The 17,521-nt window shown below is 66.6% G+C and carries 17 protein-coding genes; 13 read left to right on the forward strand and 4 right to left on the reverse strand.

Annotated features, from left to right (window positions below):
• Positions 1 to 780: ferritin-like domain-containing protein (locus PV762_RS20460; RefSeq protein ID WP_421036843.1), on the reverse strand; the 780-nt coding region annotated here is incomplete at its 3' end.
• Between the two features lie 183 nt (positions 781 to 963).
• Between PV762_RS20460 and PV762_RS20465 the strand changes: the two genes are divergently transcribed.
• Positions 964 to 1,590: a glutathione peroxidase gene (locus tag PV762_RS20465; RefSeq protein WP_421036844.1), complete on the forward strand. Its 627-nt coding sequence runs from the start codon at positions 964 to 966 to the stop codon at positions 1,588 to 1,590.
• Between the two features lie 569 nt (positions 1,591 to 2,159).
• On the opposite strand, the gene corA is transcribed toward PV762_RS20465, so the two are convergent.
• Positions 2,160 to 3,149, reverse strand: coding sequence for a magnesium/cobalt transporter CorA (corA, locus tag PV762_RS20470; RefSeq protein WP_421036845.1), 990 nt, complete (start codon positions 3,147 to 3,149; stop codon positions 2,160 to 2,162).
• Positions 3,150 to 3,890: 741 nt separating this feature from the next.
• Between corA and hpf the strand changes: the two genes are divergently transcribed.
• From hpf to hprK, 3 genes are all read left to right on the forward strand, one after another.
• Complete coding sequence (hpf, locus tag PV762_RS20475; RefSeq protein WP_067281141.1) at positions 3,891 to 4,232, forward strand: ribosome hibernation-promoting factor, HPF/YfiA family; 342 nt, start codon at positions 3,891 to 3,893, stop codon at positions 4,230 to 4,232.
• Between the two features lie 285 nt (positions 4,233 to 4,517).
• Positions 4,518 to 4,988, forward strand: coding sequence for a PTS IIA-like nitrogen regulatory protein PtsN (gene ptsN, locus PV762_RS20480; RefSeq protein ID WP_421036846.1), 471 nt, complete (start codon positions 4,518 to 4,520; stop codon positions 4,986 to 4,988).
• Positions 4,989 to 5,041: 53 nt separating this feature from the next.
• Entirely contained in the window at positions 5,042 to 6,004 is a 963-nt protein-coding gene (hprK, locus tag PV762_RS20485) for an HPr(Ser) kinase/phosphatase (RefSeq protein ID WP_067281136.1), read from the forward strand.
• 108 nt (positions 6,005 to 6,112) lie between these two features.
• Here hprK and fur read toward each other — a convergent pair whose 3' ends face one another.
• The gene (gene fur / locus PV762_RS20490) at positions 6,113 to 6,544 is read right to left on the reverse strand and encodes a ferric iron uptake transcriptional regulator (RefSeq protein ID WP_421036847.1); all 432 of its coding nucleotides are present in this window, start codon (positions 6,542 to 6,544) and stop codon (positions 6,113 to 6,115) included.
• 140 nt (positions 6,545 to 6,684) lie between these two features.
• On the opposite strand from fur, the gene PV762_RS20495 reads away from it, so the two are divergent.
• The 9 genes from PV762_RS20495 to PV762_RS20535 all read left to right on the forward strand — a co-directional run bounded on the left by PV762_RS20495 (position 6,685) and on the right by PV762_RS20535 (position 16,667).
• Positions 6,685 to 7,221, forward strand: a complete 537-nt coding sequence (locus PV762_RS20495) for an outer membrane protein assembly factor BamE (protein ID WP_421036848.1) — start codon at positions 6,685 to 6,687, stop codon at positions 7,219 to 7,221.
• Positions 7,218 to 8,024 carry a 4-hydroxy-tetrahydrodipicolinate reductase gene (gene dapB / locus PV762_RS20500; RefSeq protein ID WP_421036849.1) on the forward strand — a complete coding sequence of 269 codons (807 nt, stop codon included), beginning with the start codon at positions 7,218 to 7,220 and terminating at the stop codon, positions 8,022 to 8,024. The genes PV762_RS20495 and dapB overlap by 4 nt, the downstream gene beginning before the upstream one ends.
• A gap of 50 nt (positions 8,025 to 8,074) precedes the next feature.
• The gene (locus PV762_RS20505) at positions 8,075 to 8,719 is read left to right on the forward strand and encodes a MotA/TolQ/ExbB proton channel family protein (protein ID WP_421036850.1); all 645 of its coding nucleotides are present in this window, start codon (positions 8,075 to 8,077) and stop codon (positions 8,717 to 8,719) included.
• 36 nt (positions 8,720 to 8,755) lie between these two features.
• Entirely contained in the window at positions 8,756 to 9,250 is a 495-nt protein-coding gene (locus tag PV762_RS20510; protein ID WP_421036851.1) for an ExbD/TolR family protein, read from the forward strand.
• Between the two features lie 88 nt (positions 9,251 to 9,338).
• Positions 9,339 to 11,972 carry a leucine--tRNA ligase gene (leuS, locus tag PV762_RS20515; protein ID WP_421036852.1) on the forward strand — a complete coding sequence of 878 codons (2,634 nt, stop codon included), beginning with the start codon at positions 9,339 to 9,341 and terminating at the stop codon, positions 11,970 to 11,972.
• A 2-nt stretch (positions 11,973 to 11,974) separates the two neighbouring features.
• A complete protein-coding gene (gene lptE, locus PV762_RS20520; RefSeq protein ID WP_421036853.1) occupies positions 11,975 to 12,502 on the forward strand; it encodes an LPS assembly lipoprotein LptE in 528 nt (175 codons plus the stop codon).
• A gap of 25 nt (positions 12,503 to 12,527) precedes the next feature.
• The gene (gene holA / locus PV762_RS20525) at positions 12,528 to 13,595 is read left to right on the forward strand and encodes a DNA polymerase III subunit delta (RefSeq protein ID WP_421036854.1); all 1,068 of its coding nucleotides are present in this window, start codon (positions 12,528 to 12,530) and stop codon (positions 13,593 to 13,595) included.
• Positions 13,596 to 13,621: 26 nt separating this feature from the next.
• Positions 13,622 to 14,245, forward strand: a complete 624-nt coding sequence (locus tag PV762_RS20530; protein WP_421036855.1) for a methylamine utilization protein — start codon at positions 13,622 to 13,624, stop codon at positions 14,243 to 14,245.
• A gap of 7 nt (positions 14,246 to 14,252) precedes the next feature.
• Positions 14,253 to 16,667: a putative bifunctional diguanylate cyclase/phosphodiesterase gene (locus PV762_RS20535; protein WP_421036856.1), complete on the forward strand. Its 2,415-nt coding sequence runs from the start codon at positions 14,253 to 14,255 to the stop codon at positions 16,665 to 16,667.
• Between the two features lie 346 nt (positions 16,668 to 17,013).
• Here the strand turns inward: PV762_RS20535 and PV762_RS20540 are convergent, their stop codons facing one another.
• Positions 17,014 to 17,514, reverse strand: coding sequence for a CinA family protein (locus PV762_RS20540; protein ID WP_421036857.1), 501 nt, complete (start codon positions 17,512 to 17,514; stop codon positions 17,014 to 17,016).
• Between the last annotated feature and the right edge of the window lie 7 nt (positions 17,515 to 17,521).

Genomic DNA, 17,521 nt, shown 5'->3' on the forward strand with positions numbered 1-17,521 from the left:
GGCGAAACTGCGCTCCATCAGCAGACTCATGTTGTGCAGGATCCGCTCGACGACCTTGTTCTCCCAGACGCTGTCGAACTGGATCTGCTTGTCCAGCCAGCGCTCCAGCCATTCCGGATCGGGCAGGCGGCTCTGGATGGTGTCGCGCGGGAACAGCTTGGCGTTCACATGCAGGTTGGTCGGATGCAGCGCCTGCGCGGTGCGGCGGGCGGAAGCCATCAGCACGCCCACCTTGGCGAACGCAGCCTTGGCCTCGTCCCCGAACTTGGTCATCGCGCGCTTCATGTAGCGCAGGTAGGCGCCGCCGTGGCGGGCCTCGTCACGCGAGAGCGTCTCGTAGATCGCCTTGATGACCGGCTCGGTGTGCCATTCGGCGGCGCGGCGGTACCAGTGGTTCAGTCGGATCTCGCCGCAGAAGTGCAGCATCAGTGTCTCCAGCGCCGGCGCCGGATCGAATTCGAAGCGCACCTCGTGCAGCTCGGCCTCGGTCGGCACCATGTCCGGACGGAAGCGGCGAAGGTACTCCATCAGCACCAGCGAGTGCTTCTGCTCTTCGAAGAACCAGACGCTCATGAAGGCCGAGAAATCGCTGTCGTCCTTGTTGTCGCGCAGGAACATCTCGGTGGCGGGCAGCGCGGACCACTCGGTGATCGCGTTCATCTTGATCGTGCGCGCCTGGTCGTCGGTCAGCTTGGACGCGTCGAACTTGTCCCACGGAATATCCGTGTCCATGTTCCAGCGCACGGCCTCGAGTTGCTTGAAGAGTTCGGGATAAAGCATCTGTCTGCGTCCTGTTAAGCGCGGCGGATTCTAACGGCCGCACCATGACATTCCCTTACGCCATCGGCCTGTGGGGCGATCTGGCCTAATCGCACTTCCAACGAACCTGCGGCCGCGTTCGCTTCTTGCGCAGCGTCCCTGCGTTCAACCCATCCGGATTTACCGATCCCAGGAGACAACCCCATGACCCCATCCTTCGGTTCCCTGCTCCGGCGAGCCGCGTTCCTGCTGGCGTCGGCGGCGCCTTTCGCTGCATCCACCGCTCTCGCGGCGCCTGCCGCGGAAACCGCGGCAGCCCCCACAACGTCGAGCGCCTCCTGCCCCGAACTGCTCAACCGGCAAATGCCCCGCCTGCAGGACGAAAAGCCTCAGGCGCTCTGCCAGTATGCAGGGAAGGTGGTCCTCGTGGTGAATACCGCGAGCTTCTGCGGCTATACCCCGCAATACAAGGCGCTGGAGGCCCTCTCGGCGCGTTATGCGGACAAGGGGCTGGTGATCCTCGGTTTTCCGTCCGGTGATTTCGGCAACCAGGAGTACGGCAGCAACAAGGAAATCGCCGAGTTCTGCGAGAACACTTTCAACGTGAAATTCCCGATGTTCAGCAAGAGCAGCGTCGCCGCCGGCAAGGCCGACCTGAATCCGCTGTTCGCCGATCTGGCCAAGCGCACCGGTCAGGCGCCGAAGTGGAACTTCCACAAGTACCTGATCTCGCGCGACGGCAAGCAGGTCATGAGCTTCGCGTCCGGCGTCAGCCCGGACAGCGCGCAGTTCACCCAGGCGGTGGACAAGCTGGTCGCACAAGCCCGGTGATCGGTGCGGAATCGGCGGGCTGGCGGACCTATTCGGAAAACTCTGATTTCCCCCCATCGAATCAGCTCGCAAAAGCTGAATGAAGGGCGCGGGATCGGGCAATCGGTGCGCCTGTGGCGAGAGGTCGTCATCGCCCTGCAAACTGTCCCGGCTAGGCGGGACACCGGTGACAGTTGCTCACTTATTCGTTCATCGGTGGGATGACATCGCCCGCGATGCGCTGCACCATGACGGCTCGTTCAACACATCGCTGACGACTGTCGCCGTGTCATCAGGCCGTAACAGTGCTCCCTTTGAGGAGGCTTAAACGGACCGGAAGGCGCAGCAGGCTGGGAGGATATTCCGGGTTTCCACCGAGCCCGGCAGCGATGGGAGTACAGTCAACGCATCCACTTTCAGCCGCAAGACCTGCTTCCTCGTGAAGCTGCAATCCCGAGGCCTTTCTCCTCCTCCTCCCTCCCTCCCTCGTTGGCCAGGGGCGTCTTGAGGCTACTTTTATACCCAGGGCTTCCGCATCGCGGAGGCCCTTTGTATTTCCGGATCGAGGAGGTCGGGAGGGCGCGGCGGACTCAGGCCAGCCAGCCCTTGCGACGGAAGTAAATGAAGGGCGCGGTGACCGACGCGATCATCAATCCGATCGCGAAGACGTAGCCGTACTTCCAGTGCAGTTCCGGCATGCCGTCGAAGTTCATGCCGTAGACGCTGGCGATCAGCGTGGGGGGCAGCAGCGCCACGCTCGCGACCGAGAAGATCTTGATGATCTTGTTCTGGTTGATGTTGATGAAGCCGACCGTGGCATCCATCAGGAAGTTGATCTTGTCGAAGAGGAAGGCCGTGTGCGAATCGAGCGAGTCGATGTCGCGCAGGATCTGCCGGGACTCCTCGAACTGCTCCGCGTTCAGCATGCGGCTGCGCATCATGAAGCTGACCGCGCGGCGCGTGTCCATCACGTTGCGCCGGATGCGGCCGTTCAGGTCTTCCTCGCGCGCGATGGCCGCCAGCACCTCGCCGGCCTCGGTGTCGTTGACGTCCTTCTTCAAGACCCGTGCGCTGACCTTCTCGAGGTTGTCGTAGATGCCCTCGAGCACGTCCGCGGAGTACTCCGCATCGGCGTCGTAGAGCTTGAGCAGCACATCCTTGGCGTCCTCGATCAGCGCGGGGATGCGACGCGCGCGCAGACGCAGCAGGCGGAACACCGGCAGGTCCTCGTTGTGGACCGAGAACAGCACGTTGTTGAACAGGATGAAGGCCACGCGCACGTTGCGCGGCGCTTCCATGTCGTCGATCAGGAAGTCGGAGCGGATGTGCAGCTCGCCGTTGTCTTCCTCGTAGAAGCGCGCGGATTCTTCCAGGTCCTCGTCGACGATGTCCTCGGGGATCACCAGACCGAAGCGCTCGCGGATCCAATCCTTCTCCTCCGGCGTGGGCGACTCCAGGTCGACCCAGACCGGGTCGCGACCGTCGTCCGTGCGCGCGAGCAGTTCGGCGGCGGTCGCGATCTCTTCCTGGACCATGCCTCCCTTGAGGCGGCCGTTGTCCAGCGTGAAAACATTGAGCATGCAGGTCCTTCGTCGGCGGTGACGCGCTCTGGCGAACGCGCAAGCCGGAGTGCGCGTTGACGGACCCTCGGGGATCGTCGCGGCGCAGGAGGTGTCAGGGAGCGGGCGGCGCCGGAGAGCGCTCGCGCGGGATGCAGGTCGAAGGTGGCCCGTCTCACTCCGGACAAGCGTCGCGGCGGCGTTTTGGCGCGATGACGCGGAACGCTCAGGGGCTGCGGCGGATTGACGCTGGAGTGGATGGCCACCGAGAGTGGTCGCTGTCCAAGGGAAACTCCAGTAATCGGGACGCGGAATTATCACATCGCGTCCTCGGGGGCGGCAAGGAAGAGCGCCTGGAAGCGTCCGCCGCACAACATCCAGCATTCGAGCACGGACCTCGCCATGCCGCAAGGCGGGAATATTCGCCCCCAAACCTTGCTTTTGATCACTTGCCCGAGGCCCGGAACGGGTGCAGACTGGACTCGTCTTCTTCATCGATGTCGCCTCAGAACCCGCATGCCATCGGCCCTCGCGGCCTTCCGGGTCCCTCGCGGACCGTTCATCCGACACCTGCTTCTGACCTCCCTTCCGCTTCCCGCACGTTTCCGACCTCCGGGTCGGCGGCGTGGCCTTCCACCCACATCGATTTCCTCACCCTTCAAGGCATCCCTACCCCCAAGACCCTGAACCGCTCTTTTTTCCTGCGGCATCCGCCGCCGACTCGACACCGTTTCCGACCAAGCCCTTGTGAAAGGAGGCTTTATGAACCTGACCATCAGCGGCCACCATCTCGAAGTGACACAGGCTCTGCGCGAGTACGTGCTGAACAAGTTGAGCCGGGTGATCCGGCACTTTGACCAGGTTGTGGACATCAATGTCCTGCTGACCGTGGAGAAGCAGAAGGAGAAGGATCGACGCCAACGCGCGGAAGTGACCTTGCACGTGAAGGGGCGGGAAATCTTCTGCGAGCACTCGCACGAGGACCTGTACGCGGCCATCGACGAGCTGATGGACAAGCTGGATCGGCAGGTCTGCCGCCACAAGGACCGTGTGCAGAACCACCACCACGAATCGGCCAAGCGCATGGATCTGAGCGCGGGATGACCGATTCCGGGCTTCCGCCTCGGCATGTGCCGGGCGGTGGCCTCGCCGGGCCTCGGGGATTTCCCGGGGTTCCCTCAGCAAGGCGGCCCATCGGGCCGCCTTTTTGCCGAGAATTGTTGCAATGCAACACCAAGGGCGACGTTTTCACAGGACCGTCGCATCCGTCAGGCCCCCCGCCGCCAGCGGGATTCCTATAATCCTGTCCTCCAACCCTCGAAACTGCGCCCCGCTGGTGCGCAGCGCTGCTCCCCCAGCCCGCCGGTCGTCGTGATCGGCACATGCCCGATGAACCGTCTCGCCGCCATCCTTCCCGCCAGCAACGTGCTGGTCGATGTGGACGCTTCCAGCAAAAAGCGGGTCTTCGAACACGCCGGGCTGCTCTTCGAGAACAACCATTCCATTTCCCGCGCCGCGGTCACGGACAACCTGTTCGCCCGGGAGCGCCTGGGGTCGACCGGACTGGGTCACGGCGTCGCGATCCCGCATGGCCGGATCAAGGGCCTGAAGAATCCGCTGGCCGCGGTGCTGCGCGTGCAGCAGCCGATCGGGTTCGATGCGCCGGACGACGAACCGGTCACGCTGCTGATCTTCCTGCTGGTGCCCGAAGCGGCCACGCAGAGACACCTCGAGATCCTCTCCGAGATCGCCGAGATGCTGTCCGACCGGGAACTGCGTGAGCGCCTCAAGACCGAATCCGAGGCCGCGACGGTGCATCGCCTGATCGCCGACTGGGAGCCGCTGAAGTCGGTCGCCTGAGCGACGACGCAGCCCTTCGCCCCTTCCGCTGCCACGATCACGGCCCGCCGCACTTGAAAGCCACCTCCATCAGCGCAGACCGGTTGTTCGAGGAACACCGCGAGGCCCTGCGTTGGGAATGGATCGCCGGGCACGCGCATCCTGAGCGCCGCTTCGACGAAGCCGCGCTGCGCGACGCACAGTCGGCCGCCGACCTGGTCGGCTACCTGAACTACATCCATCCCTACCGCGTCCAGATCGTGGGCCGACGCGAGGTCGGCTACCTGAGCCAGGCCTCCGGCGACGTGCTGGACCGCCGGATCGCGCGCATCGTCACGCTGGAGCCGCCGGTGATCATCGTCGCCGACGACCAGGTGCCGCCGGACCGCCTGGTCGCCATGTGCGACCGCGCCGAGATCCCGCTGTTCACCACCGCCGAGAGCGCGGGCCACGTCATCGACCTGGTGCGCGCCTACCTCGCGCATGTCTGCGCCAACCGCACCACGCGGCACGGCGTGTTCATGGACATCCTCGGCCTGGGTGTGCTGCTGACCGGCGAGTCCGGCCTGGGCAAGAGCGAACTGGGCCTGGAACTGATCAGCCGCGGCCACGGTCTGGTGGCGGACGACGCGGTGGACTTCTTCCGCATCGCGCAGACGGCGATCGAGGGCCGCTGCCCCGAGCTGCTGATGAACCTGCTCGAAGTCCGCGGCATCGGACTGCTGGACATCAAGGCGATCTTCGGCGAGACGGCGGTGCGCCGGAAGATGCGTCTCAAGCTGATCGTGCATCTGGTCCGCAAGGAAACGATGGAACGGGATTTCGAACGCCTGCCCTACGAGCCCCTGTACGAAGACGTGCTGGGCATGCCGGTGCGCAAGGTCGTGATCGCGGTGGACGCGGGTCGCAACCTGGCCGTGCTGGTCGAGGCCGCGGTGCGCAACACCATCCTGCAACTGCGCGGCATCGACACCTACCGCGAGTTCGTCGAGCGACACCAGCGCGCGATCGAGCAGGGCCTCAACGACACGAATTGAGTGCGTCGATCCGAACCCTCCGGCGATGAAAAAGGGGCTCCATCGGAGCCCCTTCTCATAGATCCCGTTGATCCCGCTGACGCAGCGGATCCGCCGGAGCGACGCCCGTCAGCGCACCCCCTTGTTCGGGCAGTCCTTCTTGACGCAGTTCGCGTACAGCGCGAGCGAATGTTCCTGCAGCTGGAAGCCGCGATCCAACGCGATCGCATGCTGGCGTTCCTCGATCTGGGGATCGTAGAACTCCTCGACGAAACCGCATGTGAGGCACACGAGGTGATCGTGATGATGTCCCTCGTTCAACTCGAACACGGCCTTGCCGGACTCGAAGTGGTTGCGCGACAGCAGGCCTGCCTGCTCGAACTGCGTGAGGACGCGATAGACCGTCGCGAGACCGATGTCCGCGCGCTCGTCGAGCAAAGCTTTGTAAACGTCCTCGGCGGTCATGTGCCGCTGCTGGGTCGTCTGGAAGATCTCGAGGATCTTGATGCGGGGCAAGGTGGCCTTGAGCCCGCTGTTCTTGATTTCGTCTGACCGGTTCATGGGGTTTGCGCCTGCGGAAAAGCGTGGGTGCGAGCCGCTAGAATCGACTGATCATAGCCTTTGCGCCTCGGCCGAGACGTGCCATGTCATTGAATTTCCGTATCCCCCGCATTGCACGTCCGTCCGTTTCCGGCGCCTCCGTGGCCGTCCTCGCCGCCGGCCTGCTGGCGCTGGGCGGCTGCTCGCAGATGCCCACCTTCGACGCGCTCTCCGTGAGCGGCGACAAGGTGCTGGGCCTGGTCACGCCGTACCGCGTCGAGATCGTCCAGGGCAACGTCGTCACCAAGGAGCAGATCGCCGCGATCAAGCCCGGCATGACCCGCCCCCAGGTGCGCGACGTGCTCGGCTCGCCGCTGCTGACCGACGTCTTCCATGAGGCCCGCTGGGACTATGTGTTCACGATCCGTCGCCAGGGCGCCGCGCCGCAGAACCGTCACATCCTGCTGACCTTCGACGGCGACCAGCTGTCCAAGATCGACGCCCCGGACGACCTGCCGACGGAGAAGGAATTCATCGCGTCGATCAACACGCTGAAGCTGTCCGGCAAGGAGCCCAAGCTGGAGCTGACGGAGGAGGAGCGCAAGGCGCTGCCGCCGCCGGTGCGCACGGCCGCGACCGCTGCGCCGGAGCCGATCGGCCCGACGCGCGACTACCCGCCGCTGGAGCCCCGTCGATGAGCCGACTGCGGATCGCGATCACCGGCGCGTCCGGCCGCATGGGCCGGATGCTGGTCGAGGCGGTGCTGGCAGCGGACGATCTCGAACTGGCGGCCGCACTCGACCGCGACGGCAACCCGACGATCGGCCAGGATGCCGGCGCCTTCCTGGGCCAGACGACCGGCGTGGCGATCTCCAGCGACGTCCAGGCCGGCCTGTCCAAGGCCGACGTGCTGATCGACTTCACCCGCCCCGAAGGCACGATGGCGCACCTCGCGCTGTGCGCGGAACTGGGCGTGCGGACCGTCATCGGCACCACCGGCTTCAGCCCCGATGAGAAGGCGAAGATCGGCGAGTTCGCCCAACGCGCCGCCGTCATGATGGCGCCCAACATGAGCGTGGGCGTGAACGTCGTGCTCAAGCTGCTGCAGCAGGCGTCGAAGGCGCTCGCGCAGGGCTACGACATCGAGATCGTCGAGGCCCACCACCGCCACAAGGTCGACGCCCCCAGCGGCACCGCGCTGAAGATGGGCGAAGTCGTGGCCGAGGCGCTCGGCCGCGATCTGAAGACCTGCGCGGTCTACGGCCGCGAAGGCGTCACCGGCGAGCGCGATCCGTCGACGATCGGCTTCGCGACCGTGCGCGGCGGCGACGTGATCGGCGACCACACCGTCATGTACCTGGGCATCGGCGAGCGCATCGAGATCAGCCACAAGGCCTCCAGCCGCGCCACCTTCGCGCAGGGCAGCCTGCGCGCCGCGCGTTTCCTGGGCGAGCGCAAGACCGGCCTGTTCGACATGAACGACGTGCTCGGCATCGCCTGAGCCTGCGGCACTCCCCTGATCGTCGCCCTTTTCAAGACGCCTGCGACGCGATGACCGAACTGATCCACCTCTGGCAAGCGGGCGACGGTGTCGCCCGTTTCGTTTCCCTGCTGCTGCTGGCCATGTCGGTGTGCTGCTGGGTGCTGATCTTCTGGCGCAGCTGGACGCTGGCTCGGGCGCGGACCGATCTCGGCCGCGGGCTGCCGGTGTTCTGGGCGGCGCCCGATCTCGGCCAGGGTCGCGAGCAGCTGAAGGCGCTCGACCGCGGCGCGCTGATGCTGCCGCTGATCGACGCCGCCATGCAGGATGGCGCGCCGGGCACGCTGGCGGCGTCCGCGCAGAAGACCTCGCAATTGACGCGCCGTCTGCGCGATGCGCTGCACGCCGTGTTGAACCGCCTGGGCCGCGGCCAGATCGTGCTGGCGACGATCGGCGCCACCGCCCCCTTCGTCGGCTTGCTCGGCACGGTCTGGGGCATCTACCACGCGCTGATGAGCATGTCCTCGACGGGCAGCTTCAGCCTCGACAAGGTCGCCAGCCCCGTCGGCGAGGCATTGATCATGACCGCCGCCGGCCTGGCCGTCGCGATTCCGGCGGTGCTGGCCTACAACCTGTTCGGCAAATGGGTCGCCGCCTGCGAGGCCGAACTTGAAGGCTTCGCGCACGACCTGCGCGAACTGCTCGGCGCCGCCTGAGCGCCCGAGCCCCTCAACCGCCCGGCCCCGCACGCGATGAAGTTCGGCCGCCTCGAACGCCGTGAAACGCCCAAGCCCATGGGCGAGATCAACATGACGCCGCTGATCGACGTCATGCTGGTGCTCCTGGTGATCTTCATCATCGCGGCACCGCTGATGGGCAGCGCGCTCAAGCTGGACCTGCCCAAGAGCGATGCGGCCTCGCCCGCGCCGGGGGCCAGCTTCATCGCGCTGGCCGTCACGCCCGAAGGCGAGTACCTGCTGGGCGAGGACAAGCTGGACGCCAAGGCCCTGCGGGAACAACTCGCGCAACTGTCGCAGCGCCAGCCCGATGCCGAACTGCGCCTGAGCGCCGACCAGTCCGTGCCCTACGGCAAGGTCGCGCAGCTGATCGGCTGGGCGCAGAAGGCGGGGCTGAACCGGATCGCGTTCGTCGCCGAAGCCGGCGAAACCGACGAGACCGGCAAGACCGGCGAAAAGTCCGACGGCTCAGCGCCTGACAGAGGCGCCGCGACACCCCCGAAGCGCTGATCGCTCCCCCGCAAGGTGGCCCTCCCACAGAGGATGGGACGGTCGCGCGCGGCCTCCTACAATCGACGGCTACGTTGCCCGAGCCACCATGAACGAGAAATACGCCCCCTCCGAGGTCGAACAGGCCGCCCGCGATCACTGGAACGCCCGCGACGCCTACCGCGTCGTCGAGGACGCGTCCAAGCCGAAGTTCTACGCCTGCTCCATGCTGCCCTACCCGAGCGGCAAGCTGCACATGGGCCATGTCCGCAACTACACGATCAACGACATGTTGACGCGACAGCTGCGCATGAAGGGCTACAACGTGCTGATGCCGATGGGCTGGGACGCCTTCGGCCTGCCCGCGGAGAACGCGGCGATGAAGAACAAGGTGCCGCCGGCCGCCTGGACCTACGACAACATCGCGTACATGAAGTCGCAGATGCAGGCGATGGGTCTGGCGATCGACTGGTCGCGCGAGATCGCCACCTGCAAGCCCGACTACTACCGCTGGAACCAGTGGCTGTTCCTGAAGATGCTGGAAGCCGGCATCGCCGAGCGCCGCACGCAGGTCGTGAACTGGGACCCGATCGACCAGACCGTGCTGGCCAACGAGCAGGTCATCGACGGCAAGGGCTGGCGCTCCGGCGCGACGATCGAGAAGCGCGAAATCCCCGGCTACTACCTGAAGATCACCGACTATGCCGAGGAGCTGCTGGCCGCGGTGGCCGATCCGTCGGACGCGAACTACCTGTCGGGCTGGCCGGAGCGCGTGCGCCTGATGCAGGAGAACTGGATCGGCAAGAGCGAGGGCGTGCGTTTCGCCTTCCCGCATGCGATCGGCGGAGAGGACGGCCAGCCCATCCAGGGCGGCCTGCTCTACGTCTTCACGACGCGCGCCGACACCATCATGGGCGTGACCTTCTGCGCCGTCGCGCCGGAGCACCCGCTGGCCGCACACGCCGCGAAGACCAACCCCGCGCTGGCCGCGTTCATCGAGGAATGCCAGCAGGGCGGCACCACCGAGGCCGAGCTGGCCACGCAGGACAAGAAGGGCCTGGCGACCGGCCTTTTCGTCACGCATCCGTTGACCGGCGAGCAGGTCGAGGTCTGGGTCGGCAACTACGTGCTGATGAGCTACGGCGACGGCGCCGTGATGGGCGTGCCGGCGCATGACGAGCGCGACTTCGCCTTCGCGAAGAAGTACGGCATCGCGATCAAGCAGGTCGTGGCGGTGGGCGACGAGGCCTACTCGACCGACGCCTGGGCCGAGTGGTACGGCGACAAGCAGCGCGGCCTGTGCATCAACTCGGGCGTGCTGGACGGCCTGACGCACAAGCAGGCGGTGGACAAGGTGGCCGAGCTGGTCGGCGGCAAGGGCCTGGGCGAGAAGAAGACGACCTGGCGACTGCGCGACTGGGGCGTCAGCCGCCAGCGCTACTGGGGTACGCCGATCCCCATCATCCATTGCGCGACCTGCGGCGCGGTGCCGGTGCCCGAGAAGGACCTGCCCGTCGTGCTGCCCGAGGACTGCATCCCGGACGGCAGCGGCAACCCGCTGAACAAGCGCTCGGACTTCCTGGACTGCAGCTGCCCGAAGTGCGGCGCCGCGGCCAAGCGCGAGACGGACACGATGGACACCTTCGTGGACAGCTCGTGGTACTTCATGCGTTATTGCGACGCGACCAATCCCGAGAAGATGGTCGCCGCCGGCACCGACTACTGGATGCCGATGGACCAGTACATCGGCGGCATCGAGCACGCGATCCTGCATCTGCTGTACGCGCGTTTCTGGACCAAGGTCATGCGCGACCTGAAGCTGATCAGCTTCAGCGAACCCTTCACCAACCTGCTGACGCAGGGCATGGTGTTGAAGGGAGCGTTCTCGCGCAAGCCGGAAGACGCCGGCAAGAACTACTACTGGGAACACGAGGTCGACGTCATCCGCAATGAGCACGGGCAGCCCACAGGCGGCACGCTGAAGGCCGACGGCCTGCCGCTCGAGTACGAGATGACGACGATGTCGAAGTCGAAGAACAACGGCGTCGACCCGCAGGCCCTGATCGACCAGTACGGCGCCGACACCGCGCGCCTGTTCGTGATGTTCGCGTCGCCGCCGGAGCAGACGCTGGAGTGGAACGACGCCGGTGTCGAAGGCGCGCACCGCTTCCTGAAGCGCGTGTGGGGCTTCGGCACCAGGCATGCCGACGCCATCAAGGCGGGCGGCGCCGACTTCGCCGCGCTGAGCGACGACGGCAAGGCGCTGCGCCGTGAGGTCCACCTGGTGCTGAAGCAGGTCTCGTACGACTACGAGCGCATGCAGTACAACACGGTGGTTTCCGGCGCGATGAAGCTGCTGAACGCGCTGGAAGGCTTCAAGGCCGACGGTCAGTCGGCCGCGGTCCGCGAAGGCTTCTCGGTGCTGCTGCGCGTGATCTATCCGGCCTGCCCGCACATCGCGCATGCGCTGTGGACGGAACTCGGCTTCGCCGCCGAACTGGGCGAGCTGCTGGACGCGGCCTGGCCGCAGGTCGACGAATCGGCGCTCGTGCAGGACCAGATCGAGCTGATGCTGCAGGTCAACGGCAAGCTGCGCGGTGCGATCAAGGTCGCGGCCTCGGCGGACAAGGCGGCGATCGAGGCGATCGCGCTGGCCAGCCCGGACTTCGAGAAGTTCGCGGAAGGCAAGGCGCCGAAGAAGGTCGTCATCGTGCCGGGTCGTCTCGTCAACGTGGTGGTCTGAGCATGAAGCGCCGTGATCTGCTGTCGTTCGCTTCCCGGGGCGCATTGGGCGCCCTGGGCTCTGTCGGCGCCGCCGGCCTGCTGTCGGCTTGCGGCTTCGAGCTGCGCAAGGAACCGGTCTATCACTTCAAGACGCTGGCGCTGACCGGCTTCATCCCCCATTCGCCGCTGGCGCAGGAACTGCGCCGTCAGGTGCAGCGCAGCACCGTGCGGCTCGTCGAAGATCCCAACCGCGCCGACGTCATCATCGACGCCGAACGCGAGATCCGCGACAAGACCTCGGTGGCGACGACCGCCGCGGGTCAGATCACGGAATGGCAACTGCGACTCTCGCTGGATTACTCGCTCCGCTCCCCGGGCGGCGACATCCTGCTGCCGCGCACCGAGCTGCGACTCACACGCGACATGAACTACAGCGAAAGCGCGGCGCTGGCCAAGGAGCAGGAAGAACTGGCGCTGCAGAAGGCCATGCAGGTGGAGGCCGTCGGCCTGCTGATGCGCCGGCTGGCGGCAGTGCACCTGACCAACTGACCCACGGACCCCGGACGGACCGCGCATGCAGATCAAGGGCGACGCACTCGCCGGCCATTTGGCGAAGGGGCTCAAGCCGGTGTACGTCGTGCACGGCGACGAACCCCTGCTCGCGCAGGAGGCCGCCGACACGCTGCGCGCCGAGGCGCGCACGCAGGGCTACAACGAACGGCAGGTCTTCATCGTCAGCGGCGCGCATTTCGACTGGGCATCGGTGATCGCGGCGTCGCAGGCCATGAGCCTGTTCGCCGACAAGCAGCTGATCGAGATCCGCATCCCCGGCGGCAAGCCCGGCAAGGACGGTTCGGACGCCTTGCAGCGTTATATCGACGGCCTGCCGCCCGACGTGCTGACGCTGGTGACCCTGCCCCGCCTGGACAAGACCCAGCTGAGCAGCGCCTGGTTCACGGCGCTGGACAGCGCCGGCGTGTCGGTGAAGGTCGACCCGGTCGAACGTCGCGAACTGCCCGCCTGGATCGCCCGGCGCCTGCAGCAGCAGGGGCAGCCGGTGACGGCAGGTCCCGACGGCCAGCGGGCGCTGGAGTTCTTCGCGGACCGCGTCGAGGGCAACCTGCTGGCCGCGCATCAGGAACTGCAGAAACTCGCGCTGTTGCATCCGAAGGGTGAGCTCAGCCTGCAGCACATCGAAGCGGCCGTGCTGGACGTGGCCCGATTCGACGTCTTCAAGCTCAGCGACGCCTTGCTGAGCGGCAAGGTCGGCCGCGTGCTGCGCATGCTCGACGGCCTGAAGGCCGAGGGCGAGGCCGCGGTGCTGGTGCACTGGACGATGGCCGAGGACATCCGCGGCCTCAAACGCGTCCATGACGCGGTGGCCGCCGGCAAGCCGCTGCCGATGGCTCTGCGGGAGTCCCGCATCTGGGGACCGAAGGAGCGCCTCTTCGAACGCATCGTGCCGCAGCTGCACGGCGCCGCGCTGACGCGCCTCGTCGTCGCCGCGCAGATCTGCGACGGCATCGTCAAGGGCTTGCGCCATCCGGAATGGCCCACGGACCCCTGGGAAGCGCTGAGCCGATTGGCCCTCCTCCTGGAGCAAGCCCTGCGCCCGCCAGCCCAGAAAACCCGCTATGGTTGACGCTTGTCGTGCATCTGGCGTCGATGATGAGCCCCTTCCGTCCCGCTCCCCTGCTGATGGCCGCCGCGACCTGGGCCATGGCGCTGTCGAGCATCACGGCCGGCAGCGCCGCCCTGGCCGCTGATTGGACGATCCAGGTCCGTGACGCAGGCGGCACGCCGGTGCCGAACGCGGCCGTCGCCGTCGAGCTGAAGGGCCAGCCGGCCAGGCCGGTGGCCGGCGTCACGGCGCAGATGGCCCAGCGCGAGCGTCAGTTCCAGCCACAGCTGCTGGTGGTGCAGACCGGCACCGCGGTGAACTTCCCCAACTTCGACACCGTCCGGCACCACGTCTATTCGTTCTCGCCGACGAAGAAGTTCGAGCTCAAGCTGTATTCGGGCACGCCGTCGGAGCCGGTGGTCTTCGACAAGCCGGGCGTGGCACAGTTGGGCTGCAACATCCATGACCGGATGAGCGCCCACATCGTGGTCGTCGACACGCCCGTCTTCGGCGTCACCGATGCCAAGGGCGAGGTCAAGCTGAACCTGCCACCCGGCGATCACCGCCTGCGCCTGTGGGCGACGCGACTGGGCAACGCCGCGCCGACCGCGCAGCCGCTGACGGTGGGCGCCGGAGCGGCGTCTGTGCTGAAGGTCGACCTGAAGGACTGACGCCGCGATGCGATGGCCGGACTTCCTCAACCTGCGGCGGCTGGAAGGGCGCATCGTCGCGTTGTTCCTGGCGCTGCTGCTGGTGGTGCAACTGCTCAACCTCGCGCTGATCGACCAGGGCATCGATCGCAACGCCCGTGCCCAGGTGACCGAGGAACTTGAGGCCGGCGAGCGCATCCTGGTCCAGCTCATCGACGAGGACAACCAGCAGCGCGGCCTGGTGGCCGATCTGCTGCAGTCGGACTACGGCCTGCGCCAGCTGGTGGCGGCCGGCATCCAGGGGGAAGAACTGCGCGCGATGCTGCAGGACGTCTTCACCAATCTGAGCGAACGCGGCGACGCCGCGTTCATCGGCTACGCGGACGACGCCTTCAGGCTGGTCACCGCGACCGATGCCATCGCGGCGAAGGTGACGCCGCTGCTCCGCGGCGTCACGCGCGAGCAGCAGGGCCGCACGCAGAGCCAGTTGCTGCTGCTGGACGGCAAGGCCTACCAGGTCGTGGTCGCGCGGATGCGCGCGGCGGGCCTGGGCGGCTGGATCTTCACCGGCTTCGAGATGAAGAGCGACCAGTTGCAGGAGCTCAAGCGCATCGTGCGCATCCAGGGTGTGCTGCTGGCGCAGTCCGAGACGGGGCAGTGGCAGGTCCTGGCCTCGGTGCTCGACCCGGCGGCGACGGCGCGCGCGGTGCAGACGCTGCCGACGCTGGCCGCGTCCGATCGCGAGGTGCGGACCTTCCACATCCCGCTGGACGACGAACTGTTCCAGGCCCGCCTGCAGCCGCTCGCGCACGGCGGCGATATCGACAAGTCGGTGGCCGTGCTGCTCTTGCGCTCGGTGGACGAGGCACTGGCCCCCTACCGGCGGCTGCAATGGATGCTGCTGGGACTGAGCGGCGTCGGCGTGCTGCTGTTCGCCGTCGGCGCCGTGCTGACGGCGCGACGCATCAGCGGCCCGGTGAAGGCCCTGGCCGGCGCGGCGCACCGGCTCGGCCAGGGCGACTATGCCCAACCCGTCCAGCGCCCCTCGCGCGACGAGATCGGCGATCTGGCCGAAGCCTTCGAGGCGATGCGCCAGGGCATCCGCGCGCGCGAGGAAGAGGTGAACCGGCTCGCGTTCTGGGATCCGTTGACGGACCTGCCGAACCGGGAGCAGTTCCATCAGGCCCTGGCGAAACGGATGACGGAGAGCGACGCGCGCTTCTCGCTGCTGATGCTGAACCTGGACCGCTTCAAGCATGTCAACGACGTGCTGGGACGTCCGTTCGGCGATCGCCTGCTGCGTGCGGTGGCCGACCGGCTGCAGCACCTGCTGAAGAACGAGGCGGGCCTGATCGCGCGGGTGGGCGGGGACGAGTTCCTGCTGATGCTCGACGGCGCCGGCGCGACGCTGGCCGAATCGATCTGCAAACGCATCCAGCGCGACTTCGAGCGGGCGCTGAGCATCGACGACCAGACGGTGGACCTGTCGGCAGGGATGGGCGTGGCGCTGTATCCGCAGCATGGGCGTGATCCGATGCTGCTGCTGGCGCGCGCGGAACTTGCGATGCACGCCGCCAAGCGCGGCCAGAGCGGCTGCGAGGTCTACGCGCCCAGCATGGACGCGGCAAGCCAGGAATCGCTGTCGCTGCTGAGTGAATTGCGGCACGCGATCGACGCCGGCGAGCTGAGACTGTTCCTGCAGCCGAAGGTGGACCTGCACGGTCAGAAGATCTCCGGCGCGGAGGCGCTGGTGCGCTGGCAGCATCCGACGCGCGGACTGGTGCCGCCGATGGAGTTCATTCCCTTCGCGGAGCAGACGGGGTTCATCCGCCAGATCACCGCGTGGGTGCTGCATGCGTCGGCGCAGGCCTGGATGGGCTTGCAGCGGGAAGGCCTGGCACTGCCCATCAGCGTGAACCTGTCGACGCGCGATCTGATGGACCAGGATCTGCCGATCAAGGTGGCAGACCTGGTGGCGGGCGTGCCGCCGCCGGCGCTGTGCCTGGAGATCACCGAGTCCGCGATCATGGACGACCCGCAACGCGCGCTGCAGACGCTGGAGCAGTTGCACGCGCTCGGGTTCAAGCTGTCGATCGATGACTTCGGCACCGGGTACTCGTCGCTGGCGTATCTGAAGCAACTGTCGGTGGATGAACTGAAGATCGATCGCAGCTTCGTGATGAACATGGAGCGCGACATCGACGACGCGAAGATCGTCCGCTCGACGATCGAGCTGGCGCACAACCTGGGGCTGACGGTGGTCGCCGAAGGACTGGAAACGGCCAAGCAATGGACGCTGCTGCAGACGCTGGGCTGCGACCAGGGCCAGGGCTACTTCCTGTCACGGCCGATGCCGGCGGAGCAATTCACGGACTGGCTCCGCGACTGGCAGCCGCCCGACCTCAACGATGCGCAAGCGAACACCATCCTGGCCGGGCTGTGAGGGACAGGTCTTGTCTGCCTTGAACGCGGGGCTCGGTTGATTCACTCACTCGTGCGACTCAGTCCCTCACAGTTGCTCCCGCTGAATGGGGATGCGATCTCCCTCTCTGAAGCGATTTCCTTTTGCAGGACCTACCGAGAGGATTCACGCAGATCTGGGACCCGAACTGGAGGCTACACGGCATATATCGCGCGCGACGATCGCAGGCGTGCGATCTCGTTCGCGGCGGAGTTGAGCACCAAGGTCCTCCGACTGAGCACCATGGCAGAGTCCACCGAATCCTTCATTCGGCTCGCGACATCGAAGCCATCTTTCGCCGCTGAGTTTGCCGGATCGTCAATGACGATCAGGAATCTCTATCCTCCAAGGCATCACACAACGCCCCCAGGCCCGCACGAACCGTCTGGGCGCGCACGGCATGCCGGTCGCCCGTGAAGTGCTCCTTCCACACCCGCACGCGTTGGCGGCCGTGCACCAACGCGAGCCACACTGTTCCGACCGGCTTGTTCTCGGTGCCGCCGCCCGGGCCGGCCACGCCGGTCACCGCGATCGCCCAATCGATCGGCGCATGCGACGCCAGACCGCGTGCCATCTGCTCGGCGACCTCGCCGCTCACCGCGCCGTGCAATCCGATCAGCGCCGCCGGCACGCCGAGCAGCTCCGTCTTCGCCTCGTTGCTGTAGCTCACCACGCCGCGCTCGAACCACTGGCTCGAGCCCGCCAGGCTCGTGCACGCCGCCGCGATCAGGCCGCCGGTGCAGGACTCCGCGGTGCCCATGCGCTCCTTGCGCTGGATCAGCGCCAGGGCGATGCGTTCGATCAGTTCGGATTCGTCGGGAAACAGCATGGGGATC

The organism is Mitsuaria sp. CC2 (assembly GCF_048957715.1).
Classification (GTDB): Bacteria; Pseudomonadota; Gammaproteobacteria; order Burkholderiales; family Burkholderiaceae_C; genus Roseateles.

What these genes read in the sequence shown, in the direction of transcription:
- PV762_RS20465 (WP_421036844.1), top strand. Translation starts at nt 964, where the DNA reads ATGACCCCATCCTTCGGTTCCCTGCTCCGGCGAGCCGCGTTCCTGCTG.
- corA (WP_421036845.1), bottom strand. Translation starts at nt 3,149, where the DNA reads ATGCTCAATGTTTTCACGCTGGACAACGGCCGCCTCAAGGGAGGCATG.
- hpf (WP_067281141.1), top strand. Translation starts at nt 3,891, where the DNA reads ATGAACCTGACCATCAGCGGCCACCATCTCGAAGTGACACAGGCTCTG.
- ptsN (WP_421036846.1), top strand. Translation starts at nt 4,518, where the DNA reads ATGAACCGTCTCGCCGCCATCCTTCCCGCCAGCAACGTGCTGGTCGAT.
- fur (WP_421036847.1), bottom strand. Translation starts at nt 6,544, where the DNA reads ATGAACCGGTCAGACGAAATCAAGAACAGCGGGCTCAAGGCCACCTTG.
- dapB (WP_421036849.1), top strand. Translation starts at nt 7,218, where the DNA reads ATGAGCCGACTGCGGATCGCGATCACCGGCGCGTCCGGCCGCATGGGC.
- PV762_RS20505 (WP_421036850.1), top strand. Translation starts at nt 8,075, where the DNA reads ATGACCGAACTGATCCACCTCTGGCAAGCGGGCGACGGTGTCGCCCGT.
- PV762_RS20510 (WP_421036851.1), top strand. Translation starts at nt 8,756, where the DNA reads ATGAAGTTCGGCCGCCTCGAACGCCGTGAAACGCCCAAGCCCATGGGC.
- leuS (WP_421036852.1), top strand. Translation starts at nt 9,339, where the DNA reads ATGAACGAGAAATACGCCCCCTCCGAGGTCGAACAGGCCGCCCGCGAT.
- lptE (WP_421036853.1), top strand. Translation starts at nt 11,975, where the DNA reads ATGAAGCGCCGTGATCTGCTGTCGTTCGCTTCCCGGGGCGCATTGGGC.
- holA (WP_421036854.1), top strand. Translation starts at nt 12,528, where the DNA reads ATGCAGATCAAGGGCGACGCACTCGCCGGCCATTTGGCGAAGGGGCTC.
- PV762_RS20530 (WP_421036855.1), top strand. Translation starts at nt 13,622, where the DNA reads ATGAGCCCCTTCCGTCCCGCTCCCCTGCTGATGGCCGCCGCGACCTGG.
- PV762_RS20535 (WP_421036856.1), top strand. Translation starts at nt 14,253, where the DNA reads ATGCGATGGCCGGACTTCCTCAACCTGCGGCGGCTGGAAGGGCGCATC.
- PV762_RS20540 (WP_421036857.1), bottom strand. Translation starts at nt 17,514, where the DNA reads ATGCTGTTTCCCGACGAATCCGAACTGATCGAACGCATCGCCCTGGCG.